Below are 25,809 nucleotides of genomic sequence, written 5' to 3'. Positions count from 1 at the left end.
GTTTGGTTCGTCCCGCCCGCCGGGCGGGCGCCGGCCCGCTCCGCTCCTGGCCTGCCGGCGGGGGCATCTTCCTCCCCGTTGGTGGGTGTGGGGCCCCCCCCCCCCCCCCCCCGACAAGCCGACGCGGCCTCGCGCGGTGGTCGGCAGCCCGAACCGGCGGTGCTCGGTCGGTTGCCGGGGAGCGTCGGCGGCTGCCGGCGTGCGGCGGGCGGGTGCGCGGCTGGGGCGCGGCGGGCGGGTGGTGCGGCTGGGTTCCGTCCGCTGGGCCCGCGCTGTCGTCGTCGGGGCTGGTTGTCGGTGGCGCGTGCGATCATGGTGTCGGGGGCCGGAGGCCGGCGGCTTGATCGGGCGGCGGTCACAATGGGGGGTGTGGCGAACACCGTCGTTTGGGGTACTCCGCGCGCTCGGGCCGTGCTCGCCGCGACGATCCTCGGGTCGGGCATGGCGATGCTCGACAGCACCGTCGTCAACGTCGCCCTCCCGCGCATCGGGGCCGAGCTGGACGCCGACGTCGCCGGGCTCCAGTGGATCCTCGACGGCTACCTGCTCTCCCTCGCCGCGCTGATCCTCGTCGCCGGCTCGCTCGGGGACCGGTACGGGCGGCGGCGGGTGTTCGTGTTCGGGGTGGTCTGGTTCGGGATCGCCTCGCTGCTGTGCGGGCTCGCGCCGACCACCGAGCTGCTGGTCGCCGCGCGCGTCCTGCAAGGGGTCGGCGGCGCGTTGCTCACGCCCGGCTCGCTGGCGATCATCCAGTCCGCCTTCGTCCCGGACGACCGCGCCCGCGCGATCGGCGCCTGGTCCGGGCTGTCCGGCGTGGCCACGGCGGTCGGGCCGCTGCTCGGCGGCCTGCTGGTGCAGGTCTGGTCCTGGCGGCTGGCGTTCCTGGTCAACCTGCCGGTCGCGGTGGTGTGCGTGTGGCTCGCGCGGACCAAGGTGCCCGAGTCGCGGGACGAGCAGATGACCGGCCGGCCGAACTTCGTGGAGTCAGTAGTCGGAGCTTTGGGTCTGGCCGGCATCACCGGGGCGTTGGTGGAGGCGCCGGTGCGCGGGCTCGACCCGCTGGTCGTCGGCGCGGCCGTGGTGGGCGTGGTCGGGCTGGTCGCGTTCGTGCTGTTCCAGCGGCGCGGGCGGGACGCGCTGGTGCCGCCCCAATTGTTCAGCGATCGAACATTCGTGCTGGCCAACGGGTTGACGTTCCTCGTCTACGCGGCGCTGGGCGGGGTCATGGTGCTCATGGTCCTCCAGCTCCAGGTGTCGCTCGGGTACTCGCCCACGGCCGCCGGGCTGGCGAGCCTGCCGATCACCGTGATCATGCTCGCGCTGTCCGCCCGGTCGGGTCGGCTGGCCCAGCGGATCGGGCCGCGTGCGCAGCTTGTCATCGGACCTTTGCTCGTGGCGGGTGGAATGCTCCTGCTTCGGCTGGCCGAACCCGGGGCGTCCTACGCGACCGGTGTGCTGCCGGGCGTCCTGGTGTTCGGGCTGGGGCTCGCGGCGGTGGTCGCGCCGGTGACGGCGACCGTGCTGGCGGCGGCCCCCGACCGGTTCGCGGGCGTGGCCTCGGGCGTGAACAACGCGGTCGCGCGCACCGGCAGCCTGCTCGCGGTGGCCGTGCTGCCCGCCGCCGTCGGGCTGACCGGCGACCGGTACGCCGACCCCGCGGCGATGACCAGCGGGTGGCAGACGGCGTTGCTGCTGTGCGCGGTGGCGTCGGCGGTGGGCGGGTTGCTGGCCCTGGGGACGGACAACGACGTCCTCCGGCCCCGGGAGCCCGGCCACGAGTGCCACGCGTGCGGTGTGGACGCCCCGCCGCCCCGCGTGCGCACCTAGAGCATCGTCGCGAACACCTCCGGGTCCACGTTCCCGCCGGAGATCACGGCCACGGTCCGCGCGGACGGCGACTTGAGGTACGCGGCCGTCGTCACCGCCCCGCTCGGCTCCACCACGAGCCGCGCCTGCCGCGCCAGCCGGCCCACCGCCGCCGCGATCTCCGCCTCGGACACGGTCACGATGTCGTCCACCAGCTCCCGGATGTGCGCGAACGTCAACTCCGACGGCTGCGCCCGCAGCCCGTCCGCGCTGGTCCGCTCCCGGTCCGCCGCCGGCCACCGGACCAGCTCGCCCGCGCGCAACGACGCCGCCGCGTCCGCCGCCAGCTCCGGCTCCACCCCGACCACCCGGGCGGCCGGGCGCACCGCCTTGACCGCCGTCGCCACCCCGGAGATCAGCCCGCCGCCGCTGACCGGCACGAGCACGGTCGCCACGTCCGGCAGGTCGGCGACGACCTCCAGCCCCACCGTGCCCTGCCCGGCGATCACGTCGGGGTGGTCGAACGGCGGCACCAGCGTCGCCCCGCGCTCCTCGGCCAGCTCGTGGGCCCGCTGCTCGCGCTGCGCCATGGGCACCTGCACGACCTCCGCGCCGTGCGACCGGGTCGCCGCGACCTTCACGGCGGGCGCGTTGTCCGGCACGACGATCACCGCCGGCACCCCGAACAGCCGCGCCGCGTAGGCGACGGCCTGCGCGTGGTTGCCGCTGGAGTACGCGACCACGCCCCGGGCCCGCACGTCGGGCGCGAGCCGGGACAGCGCGTGGTACGCGCCCCGGACCTTGAACGCCCCGACCGCCTGGAGGCTCTCGGGCTTGAGCCACAGCCCGTCGTCGAACCGCAGCAGCGGCGTGCGCACGACCACGCCGTCGAGCACGGCGGCGGCGGACCGGATGTCGTCGATCGTCACGAGTCGCATGCCCCGATCATGGCCCGCGCCGGCGGGTGCTGTTGCGGTCCTCACGGCCGGCCAACCCGCCGGGGCGGCGGCCCGTCCACCGGAGGAGATGGCTGACCAGGAGAAGAAGTTGGAGATCAAGCCCGCGCAGGTCGTCGCGGGCGCGTTGGGGGCGGTCACCGCGGCCGTGCTCGGGGCGAAGCTCAACCTCGCGGGCACGGTGGTCGGGGCGGCCGTGGCGAGCGTGGTCAGCACGGTCGGGGCCGCGCTCTACCAGCACTCGATCGAACGCACGCGGGTGCGGTGGGCGGCGGCCGGGCTGAGCGCCGCGCTGGTGTTCGTGGTGGGGGTCGTGGCGTTCGGCAGCGCCGAGCGGGTGCGGGGGACCGCCGTGCCGGGACCCGTGCCGACGACCCACCAGGATCCCGCTCCGGACCGGGCCGGCCCACCCGAATCCACGACGAGCACCACGACCACCGCGACCGGCACCACGACGACCACCGGGTCGTCCGTTGCGCCAACCACGACACCGCCGGCGTCGACGACTACTCCGACGACCACGGGAAGCTCTTCGGTGTCACCCGACCAGAGCAGCAGCATTCACACTTCAGGGCCATGAATCGCCGAAGCCCTTACTTCTGGCAAATCACCCCAAATCGGTGATCGTCTCATTACCTTGAGTGAGAGTTAACTGTCAAACGCTACACAGCGCAGTCAAACGGTCGTGAGCTGTGACACACTTCGCGCTCAGATGGACTGCGCCGTCATAGGTAACAGCCTGATAACGTCGCTCGAACGGGCGAGTACTGGTCGGTAGCGACCGGGAAGGGAGGCGCCGGATGTGGGAGCTGCGAGCGCCCGCCGCCCGGGCCGAGCGCGCCGTGAGGACGGTCGCGGCGCCCCTGCACGCGACGGAAGACAGAAAAGGGGTGGGGCGACCCCTGCCGCCGCCCCACCACCCGTCCCCCTAGAGCCCCCGAGAGCGGTCCCTGCAACCAGGCTCTCGGGTTCCCTGCACCCGAAGATGAGGGAGACGCCTAAATGAACCGCACGAGTGCGGCCCGCCTCGCCGCGGCTGCTTTGCTCGCCACCGGCGCGGCTACAGCTCTCAGCGTACCGGCGAACGCGGACCCTGCCGCCCCCTATGGCTCAACCGCGTCCGACACGGAGAGCTACCCGGCCGAGTTGCTCCAAGCGGTGCAACGCGACCTCGGCCTGAACGCGGAACAGGCCCGCGTCCGTCTGGCGAGTGACGCCAGGTCGGGTGAAGCCGAGGCGAAGGTCCGCGATGTGCTCGGCGACACGTTCGCCGGCGCGTGGATCGACTCCGCCACCGGCAAGCTCACCGTCGGTGTCACCGACGCCGCGAAGAGCGACGCCGTCCGCGCCCACGGCGCCGAGCCGCGGGTAATCCCGTTCTCCCAGCGCTCGCTGGTCGGGACGAAGACCGCCCTGGACACCCTGTCCGCGCCGCAGGCCATCACCGGCTGGCGGGTGGACGACAAGAGCAACTCCGTCGTCGTCGAGGTCAACCGCCACGTCCGCGACGCGGCGGCCGACAGCTTCCTCGCGACCGCGAAGGCCGTCAGCCCGGCGGTCCGCGTGGTCGAGGTCGAGCACTCGCCGACGACCCTGTACGACACCCGCGGCGGTGACGCGTACTACATGGGCAGCGGCGGCCGGTGCTCGGTCGGCTTCTCGGTGTCGGGCGGTTTCGTGACCGCCGGGCACTGCGGCCGGGTCGGCACCACCACCACCGGCTACAACCGCGTGTCCCAGGGCACGTTCCGCGGCTCGTCGTTCCCCGGCAACGACTACGCCTGGGTCGCGACGAACTCCAGCTGGACCTCGCGGCCGTGGGTGAACCGCTACAACGGCACCAACGTCACCGTCCGCGGCTCGTCGGAGGCGGCCGTCGGCGCGACCATCTGCCGCTCCGGCTCCACCACGGGCTGGCGCTGCGGCACCGTCCAGGCCAAGAACTCGACGGTGAACTACCCGCAGGGCACGGTCTACGGCCTGACCCGCACCAGCGCCTGCGCGGAGCCGGGCGACTCGGGCGGCTCGTGGGTCGCGGGCACCAGCTTCGGCCAGGCCCAGGGCGTGACCTCCGGCGGTTCCGGCAACTGCTCCTCGGGCGGCACGACCTACTTCCAACCGCTCAACGAGATCCTGAGCGTCTACGGCCTGCGCCTGACGATCGGGTGACGCACTTGGGGCGCGCGGTCACTTCCCCCTGCGGACCGCGCACCGCGTGAAAGCACCCCCGGGGCCTGTCCCTCCTCCCCCTCAGGCCCCGGGGGTGCCGCGTCGGATGGCTCGCGGCTCGCGGCTCAGCGGGTCATGAGAACTGCACGGACCGCTTCGACAGGCCGTACCAGAAGCCCTCGACCGTGGTGGCCGCCTCCTGGTCCGCGCTCGCCCCCAACGACACGAACAGCGGCGCGAAGTGCTCCGTCCTGGGGTGCGCGACGCCGGCCGCCGGGGCCTTGTGCCGGAAGTCCAGCAACGCGTCCACGTCGCCCTCGACCAGTGCCCGGCCCGCCCAGTCGTCGAACTCCGCCGACCACGACGGCGGCGCGTAGTCCGGCCCCTGCCGCATGTCGACGCAGCTCAGGTTGTGCGTCATGAACCCGCTGCCGACGATGAGCACGCCCTGGTCGCGCAGCGGGGCCAACCGCCGACCCACCTCGAACAGCCGGCGCGGGTCCAGGGTCGGCATGGACATCTGGAGCACCGGGACGTCCGCGTCGGGAAACATCTCCTTCAACGGCACGTAAGCGCCGTGGTCGAGCCCGCGCGCCTCGTCCCGGTGCACGGGCTCGTCGACCAGCTTGGCCACCGAAGCCGCCAGCTCGGGCGCGCCGGGGGCCTCGTAGGTGACCTCGTAGTACCGCTGCGGGAAGCCCCAGAAGTCGTAGGTCAGCGGCACGGTCGTGGTCGCGCCGAGCGTCAGCGGGTCCGCTTCCCAGTGCGCGGACACCACCAGGATCGACTCCGGGCGCGGGAGCGTCGCGGACCACGACCTCAGCTCGCCGGTCCACCGTTCGTCGTCGGCCAGCGGGGGAGCCCCGTGGCCCAGGTACAGCACAGGCATCACGCCTACGACTGTACGCCTTTTAGTTGAAGTTTCAACGATGCTGCGGCGGTTTTCGGGTCCTCCGCGTCCGTGATGGCGCGCACCACGACCACGCGCGACGCGCCGGCGGCGAGCACCTCGGGCAGCCGCTCGCGGTCGATGCCGCCGATGGCGAACCACGGCCGGTCCGTCGCCCCGGCGGTCGCGCGGACCAGGTCCAGGCCCGGCGCGGGGCGGCCCGGCTTGGTCGGCGTCGGCCAGCACGGGCCGGTGCAGAAGTAGTCCACGCCCGGCTCGATCGCCGCCGCCCGCGCCTGGTCCACGTCGTGCGTCGAGCGCCCGATCACCACGTCGTCGCCGAGGACGCGGCGGGCGGCCGGCACCGGCAGGTCGTCCTGGCCCAGGTGCAGCACGTCCGCGCCCACGGCGTGCGCGACGTCGGCCCGGTCGTTGACCGCGAGCAGCGCGCCGTGCCGGGCGCACGCCTCGGCCAGCACCTCCAGCGCCGCGATCTCCTGCTTGGCCTCCAGGCCCTTCTCGCGCAACTGCACGATGTCCACGCCGCCCGCCAGCACGGCGTCGGCGAAGTCCGCGAGGTCGGGCCGCGTGGGCGTGCAGAGGTAGAGCAGCGAGTCGGCGAGCCGCCGCCTGATTTGCGTTCCGTCGAGTCCTGGCACGCCCGGCACCGTAACCGCCGGCCGGAATCGTGCGCTACGGTGGACGTGGTCCGCACGGGAGCCTGGAGAACACCGGGCTGAGAGGGAGCGTGGTTCGCTCCGACCGTCGAACCTGATCCGGGTCATGCCGGCGCAGGGAGCGTGAGTGCCTTGGCAAGTGCGAGTGGGATCACCGTCGTGGGCGGCGGTGTCGTCGGGCTGTCCGCCGCGTGGTTCGCGGCGCGCGACGGGTTCGACGTGACCGTGGTCGACCACGCGTCGCCGCACGGCGGGTCGTGGGTGGCGGGCGGGATGCTCGCGCCGATCACCGAGGCGTGGCCCGGTGACGAGGACGTGCTGGCCCTGGGCGTGGAGTCGCTGGAGCTGTGGCCGGGGTTCGCGGCGGCGCTGGACGTGCCGCTGAGCCGGGTCGGGACGCTGGCCGTGGCGGTCGACGCCGCGGACGCCGAGGTGCTGGACCAGTTGTGCGCCTACCTGGGCCGGATGGGCCGCGCGGCCGACCGGGTGACCAGGCGCGAGCTGCGCGCGCTGGAACCCGGCCTCGGTCCGACCGTCCGCAGTGGACTGTCCGTGCCCGGCGACCTGTCGGTGGACAACCGGCTCCTGCTCGACGCCCTGCGGCGGGCGTGCGCCGAGAACGGCGTGCGGTTCACCGGGAAGTCCACAGTGGACTCGGCGGTCACCGTCATCGCCGCCGGGGCGTGGAGCCGGGACCTGCACCCGGCCCTGAAGGACGTGATCCGGCCGGTCAAGGGCGAGATCCTGCGGCTGCGGACCAGGCCCGGCGCGCTGCCGCCGCCCACGCACACCCTCCGCGCCCACGTCTCCGGCCGCCCGGTCTACCTGGTGCCGCGCGCGGACGGGCTGGTGCTCGGCGCGACCCAGTACGAGGCCGGGTTCGACGCGGACGTCACCGTCGGCGGCGTGCGGGACCTGGTGCGCGACGCCGAGGTGGTGTGGCCGGGGATCGCCGAGTACGCGCTGGCCGAGTGCGCCGCCGGGTTCCGGGCGGGCAGCCCGGACAACGCGCCGGTCGTCCGGTGGCTCGAACCCGGCGTGCTGGCCGCCACCGGCCACCACCGCAACGGTCTGCTGCTCGCGCCCGTGACGGCGCGACGGGTGCTCGACCTGCTCCGGGAAGCTCGCGAAGGAGGACACGGGTGAAGGCTCGGGTGAATGGTCAGGAGCGGGAACTGGCCGACGGGGCGACCGTCGCGGCCGTCCTGGACCTGTTGGGCGCGCCGGCCTCCGGGGTCGCCGTGGCGCTGGACGGCGAGGTCGTGCCGCGCGCCGCCTGGGCGTCCACCCCGGTGCCCGAGGGCGCGGCCGTCGAGGTGCTCACCGCTGTGCAGGGAGGCTGACGTGGACGATCCGCTGGTCATCGCGGGCCGGGAGTTCGGGTCCCGGCTGGTCATGGGCACCGGCGGCGCGGCGAACCTGGCCGTGCTGGAGAAGGCGCTGGTGGCGTCGGGCACCGAGTTGACGACGGTGGCCATGCGCCGCCTGGACTCCGCCGGCGGCGGCGTGCTGGACCTGTTGCGCCGCCTCGGGATCGACGTGCTGCCCAACACCGCGGGCTGCCGGGGCGCGGCGGAGGCCGTGTTGACCGCCCGGCTGGCGCGCGAGGCGTTGGAGACGAACTGGGTCAAGCTGGAGGTCGTCGCCGACGAGCAGACCCTCCTGCCGGACCCGATCGAGCTGGTGGAGGCCGCCGAGCGGCTGGTGGACGACGGGTTCGTGGTCCTGCCCTACACCAACGACGACCCGGTGCTGGCCCGCCGCCTGGAGGACGTGGGTTGCGCGGCCGTCATGCCGCTGGGCTCGCCGATCGGCACCGGGCTGGGCATCCGCAACCCGCACAACATCGAGTTGGTCGTGGCCCGCGCGGGCGTGCCGGTGATCCTCGACGCGGGCATCGGCACCGCCTCGGACGCCGCGCTGGCCATGGAACTGGGCTGTTCGGCTGTGCTCTTGGCCACTGCGGTGACCCGGGCCCAGGACCCGGCCCGGATGGCGGCGGCCATGCGCGCCGGCGTGGAAGCGGGCAGGCTGGCCCGGCTGGCGGGCCGCATCCCGCAGCGGTTCTGGGCCCACGCGTCCAGTCCTGCGCCGGACGTCTGATGCGTTGATCACCCGACGGGCGGTGGCGGTCGGCGGTGCACCCGGCATGATGGATGCTTCATTCCACCCTTCGTGTCCGTTGGAGGTGCGATGGCCGCCGAGCAGGTCGAGGACGCCACCGCCCGGCTGTACCTCGCGATCGGCAGGCTGTCGCGGCTGCTGCGCCGCACCGGGTCCCCGGGACTCGGCCCCGGCGCGGTGTCCGCGCTCGCCACGTTGGCCCGCTGCGGCCCCATGCGCCTGGGTGACCTGGCCGCGAAGGAGGGCGTGGCGCCGCCCACCCTGTCCCGCATCGTGGCGGCGCTGGTGGAGGCCGGTTACGTCAAGCGCGACCCGGACCCGCAGGACGGCCGGGCGTGGCTGGCCACCCCGACGCCGGAGGGCGTGACCATGGTGTCCGGGGTGCGGTCGGCGCGCGTGCGGGAGCTGCAGCGCCGGATCGAGGAGCTGTCCCCCGAGCACCGGACCGCCCTGCTGGACGCCCTGCCGGCGCTGGAGGAACTGGTCGGCGAGGTCGGCTGACCCCGCCGACCCGCCCCGTCACGGGCGTTCGACCTCGGCCTTCAGGGCCTGGTTGAAGGCCTCGAACTCGGCCGTGAGCAGGTCCTTGCTCTGCGCGTAGACCGACTCCGCCAGCGGACCCGTCCACACCTCGCGGTTCACCATGCGCGTCCCCGTGCCCTCGGGGGTCAGCTCCCACCGGTGGCGGCCGAAGAACAGCTCCGGGTCGCCGCCCTCCGAGGCGAGCAGGGACGGCGGCCGCACGGCCGTGATGCGGCCCTCGAACTCGCGCTCGGCCGGTGAGCCCCACGCCGCGCGCGTGCGGACCTCCGCACCTTCCTCCGCCGTGCCCGACACGTACTCGATCAGGCTGTTCCACTCGCGGTACCGGCCGAAGTCGGTCAGCACCGCCCACACCGCGGCGGGCGGGGCGTCGATGAGGATCTCGGTCCTCAGCTCATTTTCCTGCATGGCCGTGCAGGTTAATGGTCGCCGCCCGCCGCCGCACCCCGATAAACTCCCGTCCATCGCAGGGGTCAAGGGGCAGGTGCAGAAGCGCGGCGTCGAGCGGCGACGCGCGATGGTGGACGCCGCCATCGACCTGTTCGGGCAGCAGGGCTACGCCGGGACGGGGGTGGCCGCGATCGCCGCCCGCGCCGGGGTGACGCCCTCGGCGGTCATCCACCACTTCGGGTCCAAGGAGAACCTGCTCCGAGCCGTTCTGGACGAGTTCGACGCGCGGGCGGCGGCCCGGGTCTCCGGCCACCTCGACGGCGGGCGGGACGGGCTGGTCGCGGCGTTGCTGGCCGACGCCGAGCACACGGCGGAGCACGCCGGCCTGGCCACGCTGCACGTCGTGCTGCAGGCCGAGCACCTGGCGGCCCTGGGTTCCGAGGTGCGCGAACGGTTCCTCGCGCGCAGCCGGGCGCTGCGGTCGGCGTGCGCGGCGCTGTTGGGCGAGGAGGCCGCGACCGAGCTGGCGGCGTTCCTCGAAGGCGCGGTCACCTTGTGGTTGCTGGATCCCGAGCGGGTCGATCTCCGCGCTCTGTACGAGCGCTACCTGTCACGGCTGTGACGAGCAGGGTGATCAGCCAGGCGACCAGCACGGCGAACGTCGCGCCGACGGTGTTGTTGGCGAAGTCCTGCGCCTCGCACACCCCCAGGCCCGTGGTGGCCTGCACCAGTTCCACCGTCCCGCTCAACCCGGCGGACAGCGCGAGCACCACCACCGGCCGCCCGGTCGCGATCGTGGCGAAGAACGCGAACGGCACCAGCATCAGCAGGTTGAGGCGTTGCAGCGACCCGGTGAGGGAGAACTCGTTGGCCACGCACCAGCCGATGGGGTCGGTGGTGAGCACCCCGGCGTCCAGCACGCCCGGCCGGCCCAGCGTGACGGCGAGGGCCAGCGCCAAGCCGCACCCGGCCAACGCCGCCGGCACCGGCCGCCACCCCAGCCGGCGGGCCAGGAACAGCGCCGCCGTGCCGATCCCCAGGCACCCGACGAACAAGCCGGCGATCACTTCGGGTTGGCTCAACACCAACTCCGCGATGTAAGCGTCCTGTCGTGCGCTCATGCCCTAGGAGACGCGCGAGTCTTGGTCCGGTTGGCCTAGAACCGGTATTTGAGGATCCGGCCCACGTCCCTGACGCCGGGCAGCTTGGCCATGACCCGGAGCGGGATGCGGCCCGACGCGGGCATCCGCGCGATCTCCGGCAGCTCCAGGCTGCGCACGTCCTCGACGAGCGTGACGCCCCACTCCTCCAGCGCGCGCGGGTCGTCCAGGCCCCAGTGCAGGGTCGCGCCGGACCGGCGCACGGCGGGCACGAGCTTCTGCAGCTTGATCCCGAACGACCCGTAGACGTCGAACAGCAGCTCCCCGCTCGGGAACCGGTCGACCACCTTCGCCACCAGAGCCCTGACCTCGTGCTCGCGCAGGTACATCGTCAGGCCCTCGGCGACCACGACGGTGGGCCGGTCGTCGGGCACCTCGGCGAGCCACCCGTCGTCGGTGACCGACGCGGCGATCAGCCGGTAGTCGCCGGTGGGGACGGGCAGCAGCCGCTCCCGCAGCGTCACGACCTGCGGGAGGTCCACGTCCACCCAGCGGGTGTGCGGGCCGGGGTCGAGGCGGAACACGCGGGTGTCCAGGCCGCAGGCGAGGTGCAGCACGGTGGCGTGGTCGTGGGCGCGCAGGAACTCCCGCGCCCAGTCGTCGAGCCGCTTGGCCCGCATGGCGACCCCGGCCGCGCTCGACGGGGTCATGCCCGTGCGCCGGAAGTCGTAGTCGATGCGCCGCACCGCGTCCACCGCCGCGGTGTCGTTCAGGATCGGGGACTTGGCGCGTGTGTCGAGCGCTCGGCCGTAGAGGGTGGCCAGCATCGTCTCGGGCGCGCCGGTGAGCGTGATCCGTTCACGGTCCACGCCCACAGTGTTGCATTGCGCCGCCTCCGGCGTCGCGGCGAGGCCGCCGGGAAGTCGGCTTGTCGCGCCGCTTTCCCGCCGATCGGAGAAGCTGATCGGCGGGAAAGCGGCGCGACAAGCCGACGCGGCCTCGCGACGCTATCCCGCTAGCCCTCCAGCCGCCACAGGGGCGACACCGGCCCGACGCCCCCACCGAGCGGGTAGGCCGCCGCGACCGACTTCACGATGAACTCCTTGCCGAACCGCACCGCCGTGGGCACGTCCTCGCCGCGCGCCAGCCGGGACGTGATGGCCGACGCCAGCGTGTCGCCGCTGCCGTGGGTGTGCTTGACGTCGTAGCGCGGGCCGGGCAGCTCGATGAACTCCGACCCGTCGTACAGCACGTCCAGGCAGCCCGGGTCGTCCCACAGGTGCCCGCCCTTGACCAGCACCCACTTCGACCCGAACGCCAGCAGCGCCTCGGCGGCCTTGCGCTGGTCGTCGTGCGACCGGACCTCGATCCCGGTCAGCAGCCGCACCTCGTCCAGGTTGGGCGTGACCAGGGTCGCGCGCGGGAACAGCTCGGTGCGCAACGCGTCCAGGGCGTCGTCGCGCAGGAGCTGGTTGCCGTGCATGGACGCGGCCACCGGGTCCACCACGAACGGGATCGACCGTCCGATGTGGACCCGGTCGCACGCGGCGGCGACGGCCTCGATGATCGCCGCCGACGCGAGCATGCCGGTCTTGGCCGCGTCCACCCCGATGTCGGTCGCCACGGCCTCGATCTGCGCGGCGACCGTCTCCGGCGGGATCTCGGTGTAACCGGTGACGCCCAGGGAGTTCTGCACGGTCACGGCGGTGACGGCGGTCATGCCGTGCACGCCGCACGCGAAGAACGTCCGCAGGTCGGCCTGCAGGCCCGCACCACCGCCGGAGTCGGAACCGGCGATGGTGAGGGCCTTCGGTGGGGTCGCGGGCACGTCAGTCCGCCACGACCGGCAGGTAGACCTTGTTGCCCTGGTCGGAGAACTCGTGCGACTTCTCCTCCATGCCCGCCTCGATCGCCTCCACAGTGGACAGTCCGCGCTCCTCGGCGTACTTCCGGACGTCCTGGGTGATCTTCATCGAGCAGAACTTCGGCCCGCACATCGAGCAGAAGTGGGCGGTCTTCGCCGGTTCCGCGGGCAGCGTCTCGTCGTGGAACGAGCGCGCGGTGTCCGGGTCAAGCGACAGGTTGAACTGGTCCTCCCACCGGAACTCGAAGCGCGCCTTGGACAGCGCGTCGTCCCAGTCCTGCGCGCCCGGGTGGCCCTTGGCCAGGTCCGCCGAGTGCGCCGCGATCTTGTAGGTGATCACGCCGGTCTTCACGTCGTCCCGGTTGGGCAGGCCCAGGTGCTCCTTCGGCGTGACGTAGCAGAGCATCGCCGTGCCCAGCCAGCCGATCTGCGCCGCGCCGATCGCCGAGGTGATGTGGTCGTAGGCGGGCGCGATGTCGGTGGCCAGCGGCCCGAGGGTGTAGAACGGCGCCTCGCCGCACCACTCCTCCTCCAGCCGCACGTTCTCCGCGATCTTGTGCATCGGGACGTGGCCGGGGCCCTCGATCATCACCTGCACGTCGTGCGAGCGGGCGATGTGCGTCAGCTCGCCGAGCGTGCGCAGCTCGGCGAACTGCGCCTCGTCGTTGGCGTCGGCGATCGAGCCGGGGCGCAGGCCGTCACCCAGGGAGAAGGTGACGTCGTAGGCGCGCAGGATCTCGCACAGCTCCTCGAAGTGCGTGTAGAGGAAGCTCTCCTTGTGGTGCGCGAGGCACCACGCGGCCATGATCGACCCGCCGCGCGAGACGATGCCGGTGACCCGGCGCGCGGTCAGCGGCACGTACCGCAGCAGGACGCCCGCGTGCACCGTCATGTAGTCGACGCCCTGCTCGGCCTGCTCGATGACGGTGTCCCGGTAGACCTCCCAGGACAGCTTCGCCGGGTCGCCGTTGACCTTCTCCAGCGCCTGGTAGATCGGCACGGTGCCGATGGGGACGGGCGAGTTGCGCATGATCCACTCGCGGGTCTCGTGGATGCGCTTGCCGGTGGACAGGTCCATGATCGTGTCGGCGCCCCAGCGGGAGGCCCACACCATCTTCTCCACCTCCTCCTCGATCGAGGAGGTGACGGCCGAGTTGCCGATGTTGGCGTTGATCTTCACGAGGAACTTCTTGCCGATGATCATCGGCTCGGCCTCGGGGTGGTTGCGGTTCAACGGGATCACGGCGCGGCCGATGGCCACTTCCTCCCGCACGAACTCGGGGCTCATGTTCTCGCGCGCGGCGATGAACGCCATCTCCGGCGTGATGATCCCGGCCTTGGCGTACGCCAACTGGGTCACCGCCCCGTTGACCGGCTCGCGCGCGGCGATCCAGTCGGCGCGCAGCCTGGGCAGTCCGGTGTGGACGTCGATGGTCGCGTCGGAGTCGGTATACGGACCGGAAGTGTCGTAGAGGTCGACGTGCTCGCCGTTGGTGAGCTCCACCCTGCGGAACGGGACCTTCACCCCGTCGGCCACCTCGCGGTAGACCTTGCGCGAGCCCGAGATCGGGCCGGTGGTGACAGTCGGCTTCACCGAACGGTCGTCAAGTGCCGTCACGACATTCCTCCCTACGCCGGCATTACCCGGTCAGGTTCAGGCGGTCGGCGGCACCGGAGTCCTCTCCAGCCGCCCTCTCAGCCCGCTGAGGCGCGAGCTCCCGCGTGTGTTGAGTTGTCCGCCCGACCATAGCCAGGCCACCACGTCCATGCCAAGGCCACCACACACCAGCCGCCCTGTCGTACCCACGTGGGACAATGGAACCGGGGGCCGGAGGCCACACCCACCAACGCCGACCAGCCCCGCACCACCCGCTCCACCAGCGACGACGGCGATCAGCGGCGGCCAACGACGATCAGCGAGCGACGGGCGGAGGCGGGCGGAGGCGGGCGGAGGCGATCACCGCCGAGCGGCGGCCGGCAGCGGCGGGCAGCGGCCGGCAGCGGCGGGCATCCCGGTCGGCAGCGGCGGGCATCCCGGTCGGGTCGGTAGCGCGGCGGTCGGCCCGGGTTGAGCTGAGTGGGCGGCGGCTGAAGTGGCGGGGCGCGCTGTGGTGGCCGGGTTGGGGCGGTGTTGCGCTGGACCCCGCTCGCCGCGGGCCGGGCCGGTCGCCCGCCCGCCGCCACGCGCCACCCGCCCTCCGCCGACGCGCGCCGCTGCCCGCCACGCGCCGCTCCCCGCCACCCGCCGTCACGCGGATGCCAAGGACGGCCCTTTGCGCGTACCTTTCTCCGCGTGGCTGATCACCAGCCCTTCCCGCCCGGGGCACGGCGCGTGGCGCGGCCCGCTGCGGTTTCGCCGTGCCCGTCGTGCGGTGAGCCGGCTGGGCGGAGTTACCCGGCCTGTCGGTTCTGCGCCGAGTTGGTCGACCAGTACTGGCTGCTCGACTGGCAGGAGCTGCTGGCCGCCGAGAAGCTCGCCGAGGGTGGCGCGGGGGAGAAGGAGCTGGCCGAGCTGGTGCTCGCCGACGAGGTGGGCAAGCACCCCTGGACCTGCACCGACTGGGCGATGACCCTGGTGACCTGCGCGCACTGCGGCGAGGAACCCGCCACCGGACCCGTGGACTGCGTGCGGTGCGCGACGGCCGACGAGCTGCGGTGGGCGTGGGACCACGCCGGTCACCCGCACGCCATGACGGCCGGCGAGCACGCGTTGCGGGTGGCGCGTGCGGTGTTGCGCGCGCCGCACCGGAGGCGGGCGACGGTGGTCGGGGCCTGGCGGCTGCTCATGCCGTTCCTGCTGGTCGGCGAACTACCGACGGTCGGCCAGGTGCGGCGCATCCGGGCGCACGTCATCGCGGGCGCGTACGCCGAGCTGGCCGCGTGCACCACCCACGTCGAGCTGGCCGGCTTCCCCGAACTGCCCTGGCGGCGCTCAGCGCGGGTCGAGCACCAGCCGAAGGCCAAGCCCGACCAGCACGGCCCCGGACACGCGCTCCACCGCCCGCCGGACCCGCGTGCGGGAGAGAAGGCCGCGGACCCGGTCTAGGACGCCCACGACCACCAGGTACCAGAGCGTGTCCACGACCACCCACACCAGCGCGAACACCAGCAACGCGCCCCGCCCCGCGTCCGGCGGCAGGAACTGCGGCAGGAACGACAGCGCGAACACGCCCAGCTTCGGGTTCGCCAGGTTGACCACCAGCCCGGACCGGAACGCGTGCCGCGCGGGCGACCCGTCCGGCAGCGGCGCGCCCGCCTTCACCAGGCTGGAGACACCCAGGTGGATCAAGTACGCCGCACCGGCGACGCGCAGACCGTGGTAGGCGATCTCGGACGCGGTGAGCAGCACGGACAGCCCGAGCGCGGCGGCCACGGCCCACACCGCGACCCCGACCTCCATGCCCGCGACCGTGGCCAGCGCACCCGCCCGCCCCCGGACCGACTGCCGCAGCACCAGCGCCGTGCCGGGGCCGGGCGACAGCGCGATCAGGAAGGACGCCGCGACGAAGGCGGCGAGGCTGCTCCACATGAGGCCATCGTCACCCCGCCGTCCAGGCCTTTTCCGCCCGCGGAGCGGGTCGGTCGGTGCTTTTCGCCCGCGGAGCGGGTCGGTCGGTCAGTCGTCGTCCTCGTCGTCGGCGAACGGGTCCTCGGAGGTCGCCGGGTCCCAGGACAGGCCGGGCACGCCCCACCCATTGGCCTTCAGCATCTTCTTCGCCGCCCGCTTGTGCCGCCCCACGAGCCGGTCCAGGTACAGGAACCCGTCGAGGTGGTCGGTCTCGTGCTGGAGGCAGCGCGCGAAGAACCCGGTGCCCTCGACCTCGACCGGCTTGCCGTCACCGTCGAACCCGGTGACCTTCGCCCACGACGCCCGCCCCGTCGGGTACGACTCGCCCGGCGCGGACAGGCAGCCCTCGTAGTCGTCGTCCGGGTCGGGCATGCCCAGCGGGACCTCGGAGGTCTCCAGCACCGGGTTCACCACCACGCCGCGGTGGCGGACGCCCTCGTCGTCGGGGCAGTCGTAGACGAACACCCGCTGGTCGACGCCGATCTGGTTGGCCGCGAGACCCACCCCGTGCGCCGCCGCCATGGTCTCGAACATGTCGTTGATCAACGTGCGCAGCGCGTCGTCGAACACCTCGACCGGCTTGGTCGGGCGGTGGAGCACGGGCTCGCCGGCGATGACGATGGGGTGGACTGACATGGCGACAAGCGTATCCGCCACAGGACGCGCCGAGGCGATGAACCGACCCGGACCAAGATCACGTGATTGAATGGCTCGGACGCACCAGGTAGGGCTGAGGAGCCAGATGGACGCCGCAGAGGCACTGGCGCCGGCTGAGGGGCCGGACGACGGTTTGGACGACCGGGAGCGCGCGATCCTGGCCTTCGAACGCCAGTGGTGGAAGTACGCGGGCGTCAAGGAGCAGGCCATCAAGGAGCTGTTCGACCTGTCCCCGACGAGGTACTACCAGTTGCTCAACGCGTTGCTGGAGAAGGAAGAGGCGTTGGCGGCGGACCCCATGCTGGTGAAGCGGCTGCGCCGGTCCCGGACCGGCAGGCAGCGGGCCCGCGCGGCCCGCCGCCTCGGCGTCGAACGGCCGGGTGTCGAGCGCCGATGAGCAGCCCGGAGCCGGCCCGTTCCGCCCACCCCGCCCGCGCCGCGGGCCTCGCGCTGATCGGTGTCGCGGCCGTCGCCCTCGTGATCGGCGTGGCCAGCCTGTTCGCGGGCGACGGCGACGACCAGCAGGGCGCGCAGCCCTCGGCCACGTCCAGCACCGACCCGGGGAGCAGCGACACCCAGACCCCGGGCACGACGGACTCCAGCGCACCGCAGACCACCACCGGTTCCCCCACGACGCCACCCGCCGGCACCACGACGGCCGCACCGACCGGCGTCCCGGGCGGCACCACCACGACCCCGCCGCCCCCGGTGTCGCCGACGACCAAGCCGCCGGTGCGCGTCTACAACAACAGCACCATCCAGAACCTGGCGGCGCGGGCGTCCGACGACGTGCGCAAGGTCGGCTGGGAGGTCGCCGAGACCGGCAACTACTCCCAGGGCCAAATCCCGACCACCACGGTCTACTACCGGCCGGGCACGGACGAGGAGGCGTCGGCGCAGGCCCTGGCCCGCGCGCTGCGCGCCGAGGTGAAGCCCCGCTTCGACGGCATCGAGGGCGCGCACCCGGGCATCATCGTGATCGTGACCAACGACTACCAGGGCCCGTCCGGCAAGATCTGAGCCGACCGCAAGCGCTTGCCGGGCAACTCAGGTCTGGCGGGACTCCGCGTACGCCTCCAGGGTCGCGAGCTGCACCGGGTCCAGCGACGGCCGCACGGCGGTCCGCGCCTTCGCCAGGTGGTCCGCCGTCACCTCCGCCGCCGACAGCGACTCCCGCATCGCGGTCAGCGCCGCCTCGCGCACCAGGGCCGCGCAGTCCGCCGCCGAGTACCCGTCCAACTCCTCCGCCAAAGCCGACAAGTCGACATCCGACGCCAACGGCGTGTTCCGCGACGACGCCCGCAGGATCTCCGCCCGCGCCGCGGCGTCCGGCGGCGGCACGTACACCAGGCGCTCCAGCCGGCCCGGTCGCAGCAGGGCCGGGTCGATCAGTTCCGGTCGGTTCGTCGCGCCCAGGACCACCACGTCCCGCAACGGCTCCACGCCGTCCAGCTCGGTCAGCAGCGCCGCCACCACCCGGTCGCCGACGCCCGAGTCCGACGACTGGCCCCGGCGCGGCGCGAGGGCGTCCACCTCGTCCAGGAAGACCAGCGCGGGCGCGGCCTCGGCGGCGCGGCGGAACAGCTCGCGGACCGCGCGCTCCGACTCGCCGACGAACTTGTCCATCAGCTCGGCGCCCTTGACCGACAGCACGTTCAGCCGCCCGCTGCCGGCCAACGCCCGCACCAGGAACGTCTTCCCGCACCCCGGCGGCCCGTACAGCAGCAGCCCGCGCGGCGGCGCGACGCCCAGGCGCGCGAACGAGTCCGGGTACTGCAACGGCCACAGCGCGGCCTCGGTGAGCGCCTGCTTCACCTCGGCCATGTCACCGACGTCCTCCAACGTCAGCCCGCCGGTCCGCAACGTGTCCGAAGTGGACATCGAGATCGGCCGCACGGTCTCCAACGCGCCCAACAGGTCTTGCTGCGCCACGTGCGGCTCGGCCACGTCCCGCTGGCGCAGCGCCGACCGCACCGCCGCCTCCCGCCGCAGCGCCACCAGGTCCGCCGCGACGAACCCGGGCGTCCGGTCGGCGACCACGCCGAGGTCCACGTCGGGCTCCAGCGGCACGTCCCGCAGCAGCACCCGCAGCAACTCCGTCCGCACGACGCCGTCCGGCAGCGACAGCACGACCTCGCGGTCCACCAGCTCCGGCACGCGCAGGCGCGGGTCCACCGCCTCGGGGTGCGCGCTCGTCACGACCAGCGCGAACCCGGGCCTGGCCACCGCCGCGCGCAACGCGTCCAGCACGACCGTCGCCACCGGCGGCGGGTCGGCGGCCGGCAGCAGGGCCTCGACGTCGGTCAGCAGCAGCACCACGGGCGTCCCGGCGGTGGACAGCGCGTCGGTCAGCCGCGCGGCCGTCGCGTTCGCCTCCAGCACGGCGATGCTCGGCGCGGCCACCTCGACCACCGCGGCGCCGACGCCGTGCGCGACGGCCCGGACCAGCGTCGCCTTGCCGACCCCTTCCGGGCCGCTGACCAGCGCCGCCAACCGGGGCGCCGCGCCCAGCCGGGTCAGCAGCTCGGGGTGCCGGAAGGTGATGTCCAGCCACTCGGTGAGCCGGCGCGCCGCGTCCTGGTGCCCGACCAGGTCCGCGATCGGCACCGCCGCCACGGGCGGGGCGGTCACCACCGGTTCGGGGGCGGGATCACCCGTCCGTGCGCCGTCCCGCCACCCGACGACGGTCGAGGGCTGCACCGCCACCGGCCCGGCCGGGTCGACGGAGGTGATCGTGAGCAGTTCGTTGGTCCACGTCATGCCGATGGCGTTGGACAGCTTCCGCCGGGTCTCGCTGACGTCCACACCGGGCGGCGGGGCGAGGTCCTGGGGGAGCAGCGACACCGCGTCCCCGACGGTCAGGACCTTGCCGGTCAACGCCATCCGCAACGTCTCGGGCGTCAGGGACGTGCCGGCCAGCCGCGACCCGGCCACCGTCACCACCCGGGCGGCGGCGACCTCGGTCGGCGTCACCACGACCTCCGACCCCTCGACCACGCCGAGGTTGGACAGCGTCACGTCGTCGACGAACACGACCCCGGGCGGCCCGTCGCCGGCGGCGGCGAGGGCGGCGGACACCCGCGCCCCGGTCAGCTTGACCGCGTCCCAGGCCCGCAGCCCCAGCGCGTCGAGCACCTCGGGGTGCATCCGCACGACCCCGCGCCGGGTGTCGAGGGCGGAGGGCGACAGGCGGGCCGTCAACGTGATCACGACCAGAGCCTAGGACAGCGATCGGCCCGGCGGGTCCGAGTCCCGCCGGGCCGGTGACCCTGCGGGCCGAGCGGTGTCAGGGGCGGTGGTGGCGGCGCAGGCCGATCTGTCGCCAGCCGCGGCGCTTGGCGCCGGGCTGGCCGTTGGTCTCCGCGGCCACCTGGGTCGGGTCCACGGCCCGGCGCGGCCGGCGGACGGCCCGCATCGCCGCGCCCGCCACCCGGCCGCCCAACGGCTGCCGCAGCCCCAACCGCCGGGCCGCGACGCCGTGCGCCCGCTTGATCGCCCGGCGGTCCGCCGCCGGCACCGACCACGCCTCCGGGTGCTTGGCCAGCCACCGGTACCGGCGCACCGAGTACGGCAGGTGCGCCAGGTACAGCAGCGACGCCGCGATCAGCGCCACCAGCGGGAACGTGATGATCGCCGCCGCCAGCAGCGCCACCAGGACCAGCAGCGGCGCGACCGCCCGCGGCGGGACCTTGATCGTCTTCACCGACAGCGTCGGGATGCGGCTGACCAGCAGCAGCGCCACCGCCACCGTCCACGCCCCGACCACCCACGGCTCCGACCACCAGCCCGGCCGGCGCACCTGCTCGTCCAGGATCAGCGGCAGCAGCAGCAACAGCCCGCCGGCCGGGGCGGGCACGCCGACGAAGAACTCCTTCGCGAACGGCGGCTGCTCCACCTCCAGCAGCGTGTTGAACCGGGCCAGCCGCAGCACCATGCACACCGCGAAGATCAGCGCGACGACCCAGCCCTCGCGGCTGTCCTCGAACTTCCACACGAAGATGACCAGCGCCGGCGCGACGCCGAAGGAGATGGCGTCGGCCAGCGAGTCCAGCTCGGCGCCCATCTTGCTGGTCGCGTCCAGCAGCCGGGCGATCCGGCCGTCGAGGCCGTCGAAGACCGCCGCCATGGCGATGGACGCGATGGCCGCGCCGTAGAACCCGTTGATGGCGAAGTACACCGCCGACAGGCCCGCGCACATCGCCAGCACGGTGATGGCGTTGGGCAGCAGCCGGACCCCGGGGCCGCTGGGAGCCATCCGCCTCAGCCCTCCGGGAGTTCGGCGAGCACGGTCTCGCCGCCGATGGTCTTCTGCCCGGCCTCGACCAGCACCCGGCTGCCCGCCGGCACGTACAGGTCCACCCGCGAGCCGAACCGGATCAGGCCGTAGGTCTGGCCGACCGCGACCTTGTCGCCCTCGGCCACGTGGCACACGATCCGCCGTGCCACCAGGCCGGCGATCTGCACGACCACGACGTCGTGGCCCTCGAAGGAGCGCAGCCACACGGTGTTGCGCTCGTTGTCCTCGCTGGCCTTGTCCAGGTCCGCGGACAGGAACTTGCCGGGCCGGTAGGACACCTGCTTGACGGTGCCGGACACGGGCACGCGCTGGACGTGCACGTCGAACACCGACAGGAACACGCTGATCCGGGTCATCGGCGCGGCGCCCAGGCCCAATTCGGCCGGCGGCACCGCCTCGACGACGTGGGACACCGTGCCGTCGGCGGGCGCCACGGCGATGCCGGGACGGGTGGGCGTGGTCCGCTTGGGCTCGCGGAAGAACCACGCCACCCAGGCGGTCAGCACGGCGCCGACGACCCCCAGGCGCTTGGAGAACCGGCGCAGCAGGAGGGTGCCGACGGCCGCACCCAGCACGAACGGGCGACCCGCCGGGTTCATCGGGGGGACGATCCCCTTGGCGAGGTCGAGGAAGTGGGAGACGGCACCACTGTTGTTGTCGCGTTCGACGGTCATGGCTCTTCCGGGTCGGGGCACTGTCATTCGACCGGCAACACGCTACGCCGGCGGCACCCGGCCCCGTCCGGCGTGCCCGTGCGTCCCCCGACGAACGCACGCGCACCACCGGACGAGCATGCGTCGAGTGTAATCCGGGTCACATGGCTTACTCAATGTCAGCGCGTGAGCGCTCTGTCACACAACGCGCTCACCCTTTCGCGCACCAGCGGCACGTTCGCCGGATCCCGCACGGCCGGCGCGACCACTTCAGGTGCGTCCACGGTCGTCCCGTCCGCCAGCACCACCTGGCACGGCCCGCCCCAATCGAGCCGGAACTCGACCCGCCCGGCCCGCACCAGCTCGTCCAGCAGCACCGCGCCGAGCAGCCGGGTCACCAGCTCGACCACCACCTCGTCGTACTCCTCGGCCGGCACGTCCTCGTCGAGCAGGTGCTTGGCGATCCGCCGCACCCCGCCCCGTTCGAGCCCGGTCAGCAACGCGTCCAGCGTGCCCTCCGGCGCGACCCGACTGGCCCGACCGGCCCCGACCAGCAGGCCGGCCTCGTGCGCGACGTGCGCCGCGCCGGCCAGCCGGACGATCTCCGGCCAGTCCGCCACCGGCCCCCAGCCGTCCGCGACCAGTCCCCCCGCCAGCTCTTCGAGGCGGCTGACCAGCGCCGACGCCGGCTGGTCGGCCACCGGCACGACGGGCGACGGCAGCGCCTCCATGGCCGCGATCCGCTCCCGGACCGGCGGGTGGTTGTCGAACACCGACGCGGGCTGCTCGTCCAGCAGCCGGTCGGTCGCGTCCGCGAGCTGCTCCTGCCGCTCGGGGTCGGCCAACAACGACCGGAACCCGGCCAGCAGAAGCGGCGTCCGCCCGGCGGCGGAGGCCAGGGACACGTAGTCGTCCAGGTAGGTGTTCCAGGCCGCGGCCAGGGGCAGGGCCTTGCGCAGCGCGGACTGGGCCGTCTCCCGGCCGGCGGCGGCCACCGAGGCCGCGTCGGCGGCCAGTTCCCGCCGCCGGTTCGCCGAGGCCGCGACCCACGCGTACACCCTGGCGTAGTAGGCGAGCGGTTCCTGGACGATCGAGCCGGCCAGGCCGTCCACGGTGCGTTCGAGGGCGACCTTGGCCCGGTAGGTCAACGCCGAGAGCCTGGTGTGCCCGCCGCCGAAGTGGCCCAGCTCGTGCGCCAGCACCGACCGCAGCTCGCCGGCGGTCAGCCCGGCCAGCAGCGGCAGGCCGAGCACCAGGTGGCGCGGCCCGGGCCGCAGGCCCAGCAGCCCCGCCTCCTCCCGCACGGCCGCCTTGACCCCGGCCACGAGGCGGATGTCGTCGGGTGCGCGGGTGCCGACGGCCTCCGCCAGCTCGTCCACGACCCGCCACAGCTCGGGCTGGTCGGCCCGGGTCAGCGGCACGCCCTCGGGCTCCACGCGCGTCCTGAGCGCCTTGAAGACCGCGCCGGTGACGGCGAGCGCCACCGCGCCCGCGATCAGCCCGCCCTTGATCGCCCAATAGCTGAAGTTCCCGGTGCCGACCGCGCCCACGGCGACCGCGCCGAGCCCGACGGTCAACCCGAGCACCAGCACGAAGAACCCGACCAGCATGGCCACGGCCAGGATCGAACGCGCCATCCCCCACCCCCACGACACCCGAAAGGAAACGTCCCCACGGACCCCCGACAGGTGGGGACTGCGCGCGGGATCTTCGCAGATCAGACGGCGGTCCCGAAGCGATTTCCCTTACAGGAAGCGGATGAGCACCTCGTCACCCTGGGCCAGCGCGGTCACGTCCTCGGGCACTTCGATGAGGCAGTCGCTGATCGCGAGCGCCGACAGCAGGTGCGACCCCGGCCCGCCCACGGGCGTGACGACCTGCCCGGAGACCGGGTCGTACTTGCCGCGCCGGAACTGGGTGCGCCCCGCCGGCGAGGTCAGGCCGGCGCTCAGCCGGGCCGTGGCGGTGGGCCGTTCGACCCGCGCGAACCCCAGCGCCGCCCGCAGCGCGGGCCGGATGAACACCTCGAACGACACCTGCGCGCTCACCGGGTTGCCGGGCAGCGTCGCCACCGCGACCCCCTGGTAGCGGCCCGCGCCCTGCGGCCCGCCCGGCTGCATGGCGACCTTCGTGAACTCCACGCCGCGCCCGGTGAAGGCGTCCTTGACCACCTCGTACGCGCCCGCGCTCACCCCGCCCGAGGTCAGCAGCAGGTCGAACTCGGCGATCCGCGCCCCGACGGCCGCGTGGAAGGCGTCCACGTCGTCGGGCACGAACCGCAGCAGCTCCGCCTCGCCGCCCGCCTCCCGCACGGCCGCCGCCAGCATCACGCCGTTGGACTCGTAGATCTGCCCCGGCAGCAGGTCGGTCCCCGGCGACACCAGCTCCGACCCGGTGGACAGCACCAGCACCCGCGGTCGCCGCCGCACCGGCAGCACCGCGAACCCCAGCGCCGCCGCCAACCCCAGTTGCGCCGGGCCCAGCGGCGTCCCGGCGCTCAGCACGGTCGCGCCCACGGCCACGTCGTCGGCGGCCGTCCGCACGTTCTGCCCGACCGCCACCGCGCGGTCCACCCGGACGGTCGAGGTCCCGCCGTCGGTCCACTCGACCTGCACCACGGCGTCCGCGCCGGGCGGCACGGGCGCGCCGGTCATGATCCGCTGCGCGGTGCCCGGCTCCAGCGGCACCAGCGAGGTCCTGCCCGCCGGGATGTCGTCGGCCACCGGCAACGTCACCGGCACCCGCGCGAGGTCGGCGGCGCGCACCGCGTACCCGTCCATCGCCGAGTTGTCGAACGGCGGCAGCGGGATCGGGGCCACCAGGTCGGCGGCCAGCGCCAGGCCCAGGCAGTCGGTGACCGGCAGGTCCACCACCGGCATCACGCCGACCAGGTCCGCCACCCGGGCCCGGTGGTCGGCGACACGCGTCAGGGGCTTCGACGGCTCGGAGTTCGACACGACCACCATCCTGCCGCGCGCGTGCGAAACTGCTCCGACCGGCCGCACGATCGAGGTGACCGGCCGCGGTTCGCAGTAGGGGGGAAGGTTCCGGTGCAGGTCCGCACGCGACACACGCCGACGTTCGGGGTGGCCAGGCTGGTGCTCGCGCCCGCCGAGCCGGTGCTCGTCGAACGGTCGTCGGTGGTCGCGACCAGCTACGGCGTCACCGTCGACACCAGGGGCAAGGCGCCCGGCGTCAAGGCGGCCCTGTGCACGGCCGGCCCCGAGGGCGGCTGGGTCGACGTCGCGCCGCCGCTGCCCGGCGACCTGCACGTCCTCGAACTCGACGGCACCGCCGGCTGGTGCGTCGCCCGCAACACGTGGCTGGCCGGCGCGGTCACCGTCGCCCTCGACCCCGCCGGGCCGCCGGTGCGCGCCCTGCACGGCGGCGACAGCGGCTTCCTCACCCACTTCCGCGGCGCGGGCTCGGTGGTGCTGAGCTGCTACGGCACGCTCGACGTGGTCACCCTCGCCGCGGGCGAGCTGGTCACCCTCGACGCCGGGCACGTCATCGGGTTCGCCGACACCCTCCAGTGCCGCCTGCGCGCCCTGACCCCGGACGTGCCGCAATCGGTGCGCACCGGCGACGGGCTCGTGTTCGACTTCGCCGGACCGGGCCTGGTGCTGACCCGGACGCGCAGTCCGCGCGGACTCGTCACTTGGTTGCGCGACAACGGATTCAGCATGCGCGCATGACTCCATAAGGAGGTATCGGCGAACCCCCTCGTGCCTCTAGCGTGGCGGTTTGCTCAGGTATTTCTCGAAGGAGGACGTCTTGGCTGTCGGCACGGTCAAGTGGTTCAACTCGGAGAAGGGGTACGGCTTCATCGCCGCCGACGGCGGGCCCGATGTCTTCGTGCACTACTCGGCGATTCAAATGGAAGGCTTCCGCACGTTGGCCGAGGGCGACCGCGTGGAGTTCGAGATCCAGGCGGGCCGGGACGGCCGCAGCCAGGCGGCGGACGTCCGGAAGGCATCGTGAACCCCGCCCGGCCCGCCACGCGGCGGGTCGGGCCGTTCACCGCGCCGGGACGCCGACCGGCACCCGCGCTCGCGCCGGCACGCGTGCCCGGACCCGCGCCGACGCCCGGACCTGCGCCCGTGCCCACGCCCGGAC

General features: G+C 73.6%; 28 protein-coding genes and 2 riboswitches. Of the genes, 13 read left to right on the top strand and 15 right to left on the bottom strand.

Annotated features, from left to right (window positions below; genetic code table 11):
• Positions 1-369: 369 nt before the first annotated feature.
• Positions 370-1,827, top strand: coding sequence for an MFS transporter (locus tag AB0A74_RS36805; RefSeq protein ID WP_358256958.1), 1,458 nt, complete (start codon positions 370-372; stop codon positions 1,825-1,827).
• Here AB0A74_RS36805 and AB0A74_RS36800 read toward each other — a convergent pair.
• Complete coding sequence (locus AB0A74_RS36800) at positions 1,824-2,744, bottom strand: threonine/serine dehydratase (RefSeq protein ID WP_358256956.1); 921 nt, start codon at positions 2,742-2,744, stop codon at positions 1,824-1,826. The two genes, AB0A74_RS36805 and AB0A74_RS36800, sit on opposite strands and share 4 nt — an antisense overlap.
• A gap of 88 nt (positions 2,745-2,832) precedes the next feature.
• On the opposite strand from AB0A74_RS36800, the gene AB0A74_RS36795 reads away from it, so the two are divergent.
• Positions 2,833-3,342, top strand: coding sequence for a hypothetical protein (locus AB0A74_RS36795; RefSeq protein ID WP_358256954.1), 510 nt, complete (start codon positions 2,833-2,835; stop codon positions 3,340-3,342).
• A 422-nt stretch (positions 3,343-3,764) separates the two neighbouring features.
• A complete protein-coding gene (locus AB0A74_RS36790; protein WP_358256952.1) occupies positions 3,765-4,931 on the top strand; it encodes a S1 family peptidase in 1,167 nt (388 codons plus the stop codon).
• 133 nt (positions 4,932-5,064) lie between these two features.
• Here AB0A74_RS36790 and AB0A74_RS36785 read toward each other — a convergent pair whose 3' ends face one another.
• Both AB0A74_RS36785 and thiE read right to left on the bottom strand, forming a co-directional pair.
• A complete protein-coding gene (locus tag AB0A74_RS36785) occupies positions 5,065-5,820 on the bottom strand; it encodes a class III extradiol ring-cleavage dioxygenase (protein ID WP_358256960.1) in 756 nt (251 codons plus the stop codon).
• A 5-nt stretch (positions 5,821-5,825) separates the two neighbouring features.
• A complete protein-coding gene (thiE, locus tag AB0A74_RS36780; protein WP_358256950.1) occupies positions 5,826-6,479 on the bottom strand; it encodes a thiamine phosphate synthase in 654 nt (217 codons plus the stop codon).
• 44 nt (positions 6,480-6,523) lie between these two features.
• Positions 6,524-6,635, top strand: a riboswitch (TPP riboswitch).
• Here thiE and thiO point away from each other — a divergent pair.
• The 4 genes from thiO (at position 6,630) to AB0A74_RS36760 (ending at position 9,122) form a co-directional block, all read left to right on the top strand.
• Positions 6,630-7,643, top strand: coding sequence for a glycine oxidase ThiO (gene thiO, locus AB0A74_RS36775; protein ID WP_358256948.1), 1,014 nt, complete (start codon positions 6,630-6,632; stop codon positions 7,641-7,643). It overlaps the preceding riboswitch by 6 nt.
• A complete protein-coding gene (thiS, locus tag AB0A74_RS36770) occupies positions 7,640-7,840 on the top strand; it encodes a sulfur carrier protein ThiS (protein WP_343932910.1) in 201 nt (66 codons plus the stop codon). The genes thiO and thiS overlap by 4 nt, the downstream gene beginning before the upstream one ends.
• Before the next feature lies 1 nt (position 7,841).
• Positions 7,842-8,600 carry a thiazole synthase gene (locus tag AB0A74_RS36765; RefSeq protein WP_343932909.1) on the top strand — a complete coding sequence of 253 codons (759 nt, stop codon included), beginning with the start codon at positions 7,842-7,844 and terminating at the stop codon, positions 8,598-8,600.
• Positions 8,601-8,690: 90 nt separating this feature from the next.
• Complete coding sequence (locus AB0A74_RS36760) at positions 8,691-9,122, top strand: MarR family transcriptional regulator (protein ID WP_358256947.1); 432 nt, start codon at positions 8,691-8,693, stop codon at positions 9,120-9,122.
• Between the two features lie 18 nt (positions 9,123-9,140).
• Here AB0A74_RS36760 and AB0A74_RS36755 read toward each other — a convergent pair whose 3' ends face one another.
• Positions 9,141-9,572, bottom strand: coding sequence for an SRPBCC domain-containing protein (locus tag AB0A74_RS36755; RefSeq protein ID WP_358256945.1), 432 nt, complete (start codon positions 9,570-9,572; stop codon positions 9,141-9,143).
• Here AB0A74_RS36755 and AB0A74_RS36750 point away from each other — a divergent pair.
• Positions 9,571-10,176 (top strand): helix-turn-helix domain-containing protein, encoded by a 606-nt coding sequence (locus AB0A74_RS36750; RefSeq protein WP_358256943.1) that lies wholly within the window; start codon positions 9,571-9,573, stop codon positions 10,174-10,176. The genes AB0A74_RS36755 and AB0A74_RS36750 overlap by 2 nt on opposite strands.
• On the opposite strand, the gene AB0A74_RS36745 is transcribed toward AB0A74_RS36750, so the two are convergent.
• The 4 genes from AB0A74_RS36745 to thiC form a co-directional block, all read right to left on the bottom strand.
• Complete coding sequence (locus tag AB0A74_RS36745; protein WP_358256941.1) at positions 10,103-10,675, bottom strand: VanZ family protein; 573 nt, start codon at positions 10,673-10,675, stop codon at positions 10,103-10,105. The two genes, AB0A74_RS36750 and AB0A74_RS36745, sit on opposite strands and share 74 nt — an antisense overlap.
• Positions 10,676-10,710: 35 nt before the next feature.
• Positions 10,711-11,523 (bottom strand): class I SAM-dependent methyltransferase, encoded by an 813-nt coding sequence (locus AB0A74_RS36740; protein WP_358256939.1) that lies wholly within the window; start codon positions 11,521-11,523, stop codon positions 10,711-10,713.
• A gap of 146 nt (positions 11,524-11,669) precedes the next feature.
• Positions 11,670-12,482 (bottom strand): bifunctional hydroxymethylpyrimidine kinase/phosphomethylpyrimidine kinase, encoded by an 813-nt coding sequence (gene thiD, locus AB0A74_RS36735; protein WP_358256937.1) that lies wholly within the window; start codon positions 12,480-12,482, stop codon positions 11,670-11,672.
• A gap of 1 nt (position 12,483) precedes the next feature.
• Positions 12,484-14,136 carry a phosphomethylpyrimidine synthase ThiC gene (thiC, locus tag AB0A74_RS36730; protein WP_358256936.1) on the bottom strand — a complete coding sequence of 551 codons (1,653 nt, stop codon included), beginning with the start codon at positions 14,134-14,136 and terminating at the stop codon, positions 12,484-12,486.
• Positions 14,127-14,250, bottom strand: a riboswitch (TPP riboswitch). It overlaps the preceding gene by 10 nt.
• A gap of 687 nt (positions 14,251-14,937) precedes the next feature.
• Here thiC and AB0A74_RS36725 point away from each other — a divergent pair.
• The gene (locus tag AB0A74_RS36725) at positions 14,938-15,564 is read left to right on the top strand and encodes a hypothetical protein (RefSeq protein ID WP_358256934.1); all 627 of its coding nucleotides are present in this window, start codon (positions 14,938-14,940) and stop codon (positions 15,562-15,564) included.
• Here AB0A74_RS36725 and AB0A74_RS36720 read toward each other — a convergent pair.
• Together AB0A74_RS36720 and AB0A74_RS36715 are read right to left on the bottom strand one after the other, a co-directional pair.
• On the bottom strand, positions 15,451-16,047 hold the full coding sequence (locus AB0A74_RS36720; RefSeq protein WP_358256932.1) for a LysE family translocator: 597 nt from the start codon (positions 16,045-16,047) through the stop codon (positions 15,451-15,453). The two genes, AB0A74_RS36725 and AB0A74_RS36720, sit on opposite strands and share 114 nt — an antisense overlap.
• An 87-nt stretch (positions 16,048-16,134) precedes the next feature.
• Positions 16,135-16,722, bottom strand: coding sequence for a peptide deformylase (locus AB0A74_RS36715; RefSeq protein ID WP_358256931.1), 588 nt, complete (start codon positions 16,720-16,722; stop codon positions 16,135-16,137).
• A 106-nt stretch (positions 16,723-16,828) separates the two neighbouring features.
• On the opposite strand from AB0A74_RS36715, the gene AB0A74_RS36710 reads away from it, so the two are divergent.
• Both AB0A74_RS36710 and AB0A74_RS36705 read left to right on the top strand, forming a co-directional pair.
• Positions 16,829-17,140, top strand: a complete 312-nt coding sequence (locus AB0A74_RS36710; protein ID WP_358256929.1) for a DUF3263 domain-containing protein — start codon at positions 16,829-16,831, stop codon at positions 17,138-17,140.
• Complete coding sequence (locus AB0A74_RS36705) at positions 17,137-17,763, top strand: LytR C-terminal domain-containing protein (protein WP_358256928.1); 627 nt, start codon at positions 17,137-17,139, stop codon at positions 17,761-17,763. The genes AB0A74_RS36710 and AB0A74_RS36705 overlap by 4 nt, the downstream gene beginning before the upstream one ends.
• Positions 17,764-17,790: 27 nt before the next feature.
• On the opposite strand, the gene AB0A74_RS36700 is transcribed toward AB0A74_RS36705, so the two are convergent.
• The 5 genes from AB0A74_RS36700 to glp all read right to left on the bottom strand — a co-directional run bounded on the left by AB0A74_RS36700 (position 17,791) and on the right by glp (position 24,659).
• The gene (locus AB0A74_RS36700; RefSeq protein ID WP_358256927.1) at positions 17,791-19,953 is read right to left on the bottom strand and encodes an AAA family ATPase; all 2,163 of its coding nucleotides are present in this window, start codon (positions 19,951-19,953) and stop codon (positions 17,791-17,793) included.
• A 76-nt stretch (positions 19,954-20,029) separates the two neighbouring features.
• Positions 20,030-20,998, bottom strand: a complete 969-nt coding sequence (gene pssA / locus AB0A74_RS36695) for a CDP-diacylglycerol--serine O-phosphatidyltransferase (protein WP_358256925.1) — start codon at positions 20,996-20,998, stop codon at positions 20,030-20,032.
• A 5-nt stretch (positions 20,999-21,003) separates the two neighbouring features.
• Positions 21,004-21,714 (bottom strand): phosphatidylserine decarboxylase, encoded by a 711-nt coding sequence (locus tag AB0A74_RS36690; protein ID WP_343932897.1) that lies wholly within the window; start codon positions 21,712-21,714, stop codon positions 21,004-21,006.
• A gap of 158 nt (positions 21,715-21,872) precedes the next feature.
• Positions 21,873-23,330, bottom strand: a complete 1,458-nt coding sequence (locus tag AB0A74_RS36685) for a M48 family metalloprotease (RefSeq protein ID WP_358256923.1) — start codon at positions 23,328-23,330, stop codon at positions 21,873-21,875.
• A 108-nt stretch (positions 23,331-23,438) separates the two neighbouring features.
• A complete protein-coding gene (glp, locus tag AB0A74_RS36680) occupies positions 23,439-24,659 on the bottom strand; it encodes a gephyrin-like molybdotransferase Glp (RefSeq protein WP_358256921.1) in 1,221 nt (406 codons plus the stop codon).
• 84 nt (positions 24,660-24,743) lie between these two features.
• Between glp and AB0A74_RS36675 the strand changes: the two genes are divergently transcribed.
• Positions 24,744-25,388, top strand: a complete 645-nt coding sequence (locus AB0A74_RS36675; RefSeq protein ID WP_358256919.1) for an AIM24 family protein — start codon at positions 24,744-24,746, stop codon at positions 25,386-25,388.
• Positions 25,389-25,467: 79 nt separating this feature from the next.
• Entirely contained in the window at positions 25,468-25,674 is a 207-nt protein-coding gene (locus AB0A74_RS36670; protein WP_121223452.1) for a cold-shock protein, read from the top strand.
• Positions 25,675-25,809 lie beyond the last annotated feature (135 nt).

This window comes from Saccharothrix sp. NPDC042600 (assembly GCF_040647305.1).
In the GTDB taxonomy this organism is placed as follows: domain Bacteria; phylum Actinomycetota; class Actinomycetes; order Mycobacteriales; family Pseudonocardiaceae; genus Actinosynnema; species Actinosynnema mutabilis.
The sequence above is the reverse complement of the archived record's forward strand: the minus strand, read 5'-3'. Positions and strand labels throughout refer to the sequence as shown.

Bases quoted from the DNA above. Each gene is read 5' to 3' on its own strand.
- AB0A74_RS36705 (WP_358256928.1), top strand. From the start codon at position 17,137: ATGAGCAGCCCGGAGCCGGCCCGTTCCGCCCACCCCGCCCGCGCCGCG.
- AB0A74_RS36760 (WP_358256947.1), top strand. From the start codon at position 8,691: ATGGCCGCCGAGCAGGTCGAGGACGCCACCGCCCGGCTGTACCTCGCG.
- AB0A74_RS36790 (WP_358256952.1), top strand. From the start codon at position 3,765: ATGAACCGCACGAGTGCGGCCCGCCTCGCCGCGGCTGCTTTGCTCGCC.
- glp (WP_358256921.1), bottom strand. From the start codon at position 24,659: ATGGTGGTCGTGTCGAACTCCGAGCCGTCGAAGCCCCTGACGCGTGTC.
- AB0A74_RS36755 (WP_358256945.1), bottom strand. From the start codon at position 9,572: ATGCAGGAAAATGAGCTGAGGACCGAGATCCTCATCGACGCCCCGCCC.
- AB0A74_RS36715 (WP_358256931.1), bottom strand. From the start codon at position 16,722: ATGTCAGTCCACCCCATCGTCATCGCCGGCGAGCCCGTGCTCCACCGC.
- AB0A74_RS36750 (WP_358256943.1), top strand. From the start codon at position 9,571: ATGGCCGTGCAGGTTAATGGTCGCCGCCCGCCGCCGCACCCCGATAAA.
- AB0A74_RS36795 (WP_358256954.1), top strand. From the start codon at position 2,833: ATGGCTGACCAGGAGAAGAAGTTGGAGATCAAGCCCGCGCAGGTCGTC.
- AB0A74_RS36785 (WP_358256960.1), bottom strand. From the start codon at position 5,820: ATGCCTGTGCTGTACCTGGGCCACGGGGCTCCCCCGCTGGCCGACGAC.
- pssA (WP_358256925.1), bottom strand. From the start codon at position 20,998: ATGGCTCCCAGCGGCCCCGGGGTCCGGCTGCTGCCCAACGCCATCACC.
- AB0A74_RS36745 (WP_358256941.1), bottom strand. From the start codon at position 10,675: ATGAGCGCACGACAGGACGCTTACATCGCGGAGTTGGTGTTGAGCCAA.
- AB0A74_RS36690 (WP_343932897.1), bottom strand. From the start codon at position 21,714: ATGACCGTCGAACGCGACAACAACAGTGGTGCCGTCTCCCACTTCCTC.
- AB0A74_RS36800 (WP_358256956.1), bottom strand. From the start codon at position 2,744: ATGCGACTCGTGACGATCGACGACATCCGGTCCGCCGCCGCCGTGCTC.
- AB0A74_RS36685 (WP_358256923.1), bottom strand. From the start codon at position 23,330: ATGGCGCGTTCGATCCTGGCCGTGGCCATGCTGGTCGGGTTCTTCGTG.
- AB0A74_RS36720 (WP_358256932.1), bottom strand. From the start codon at position 16,047: ATGTGGAGCAGCCTCGCCGCCTTCGTCGCGGCGTCCTTCCTGATCGCG.
- AB0A74_RS36710 (WP_358256929.1), top strand. From the start codon at position 16,829: ATGGACGCCGCAGAGGCACTGGCGCCGGCTGAGGGGCCGGACGACGGT.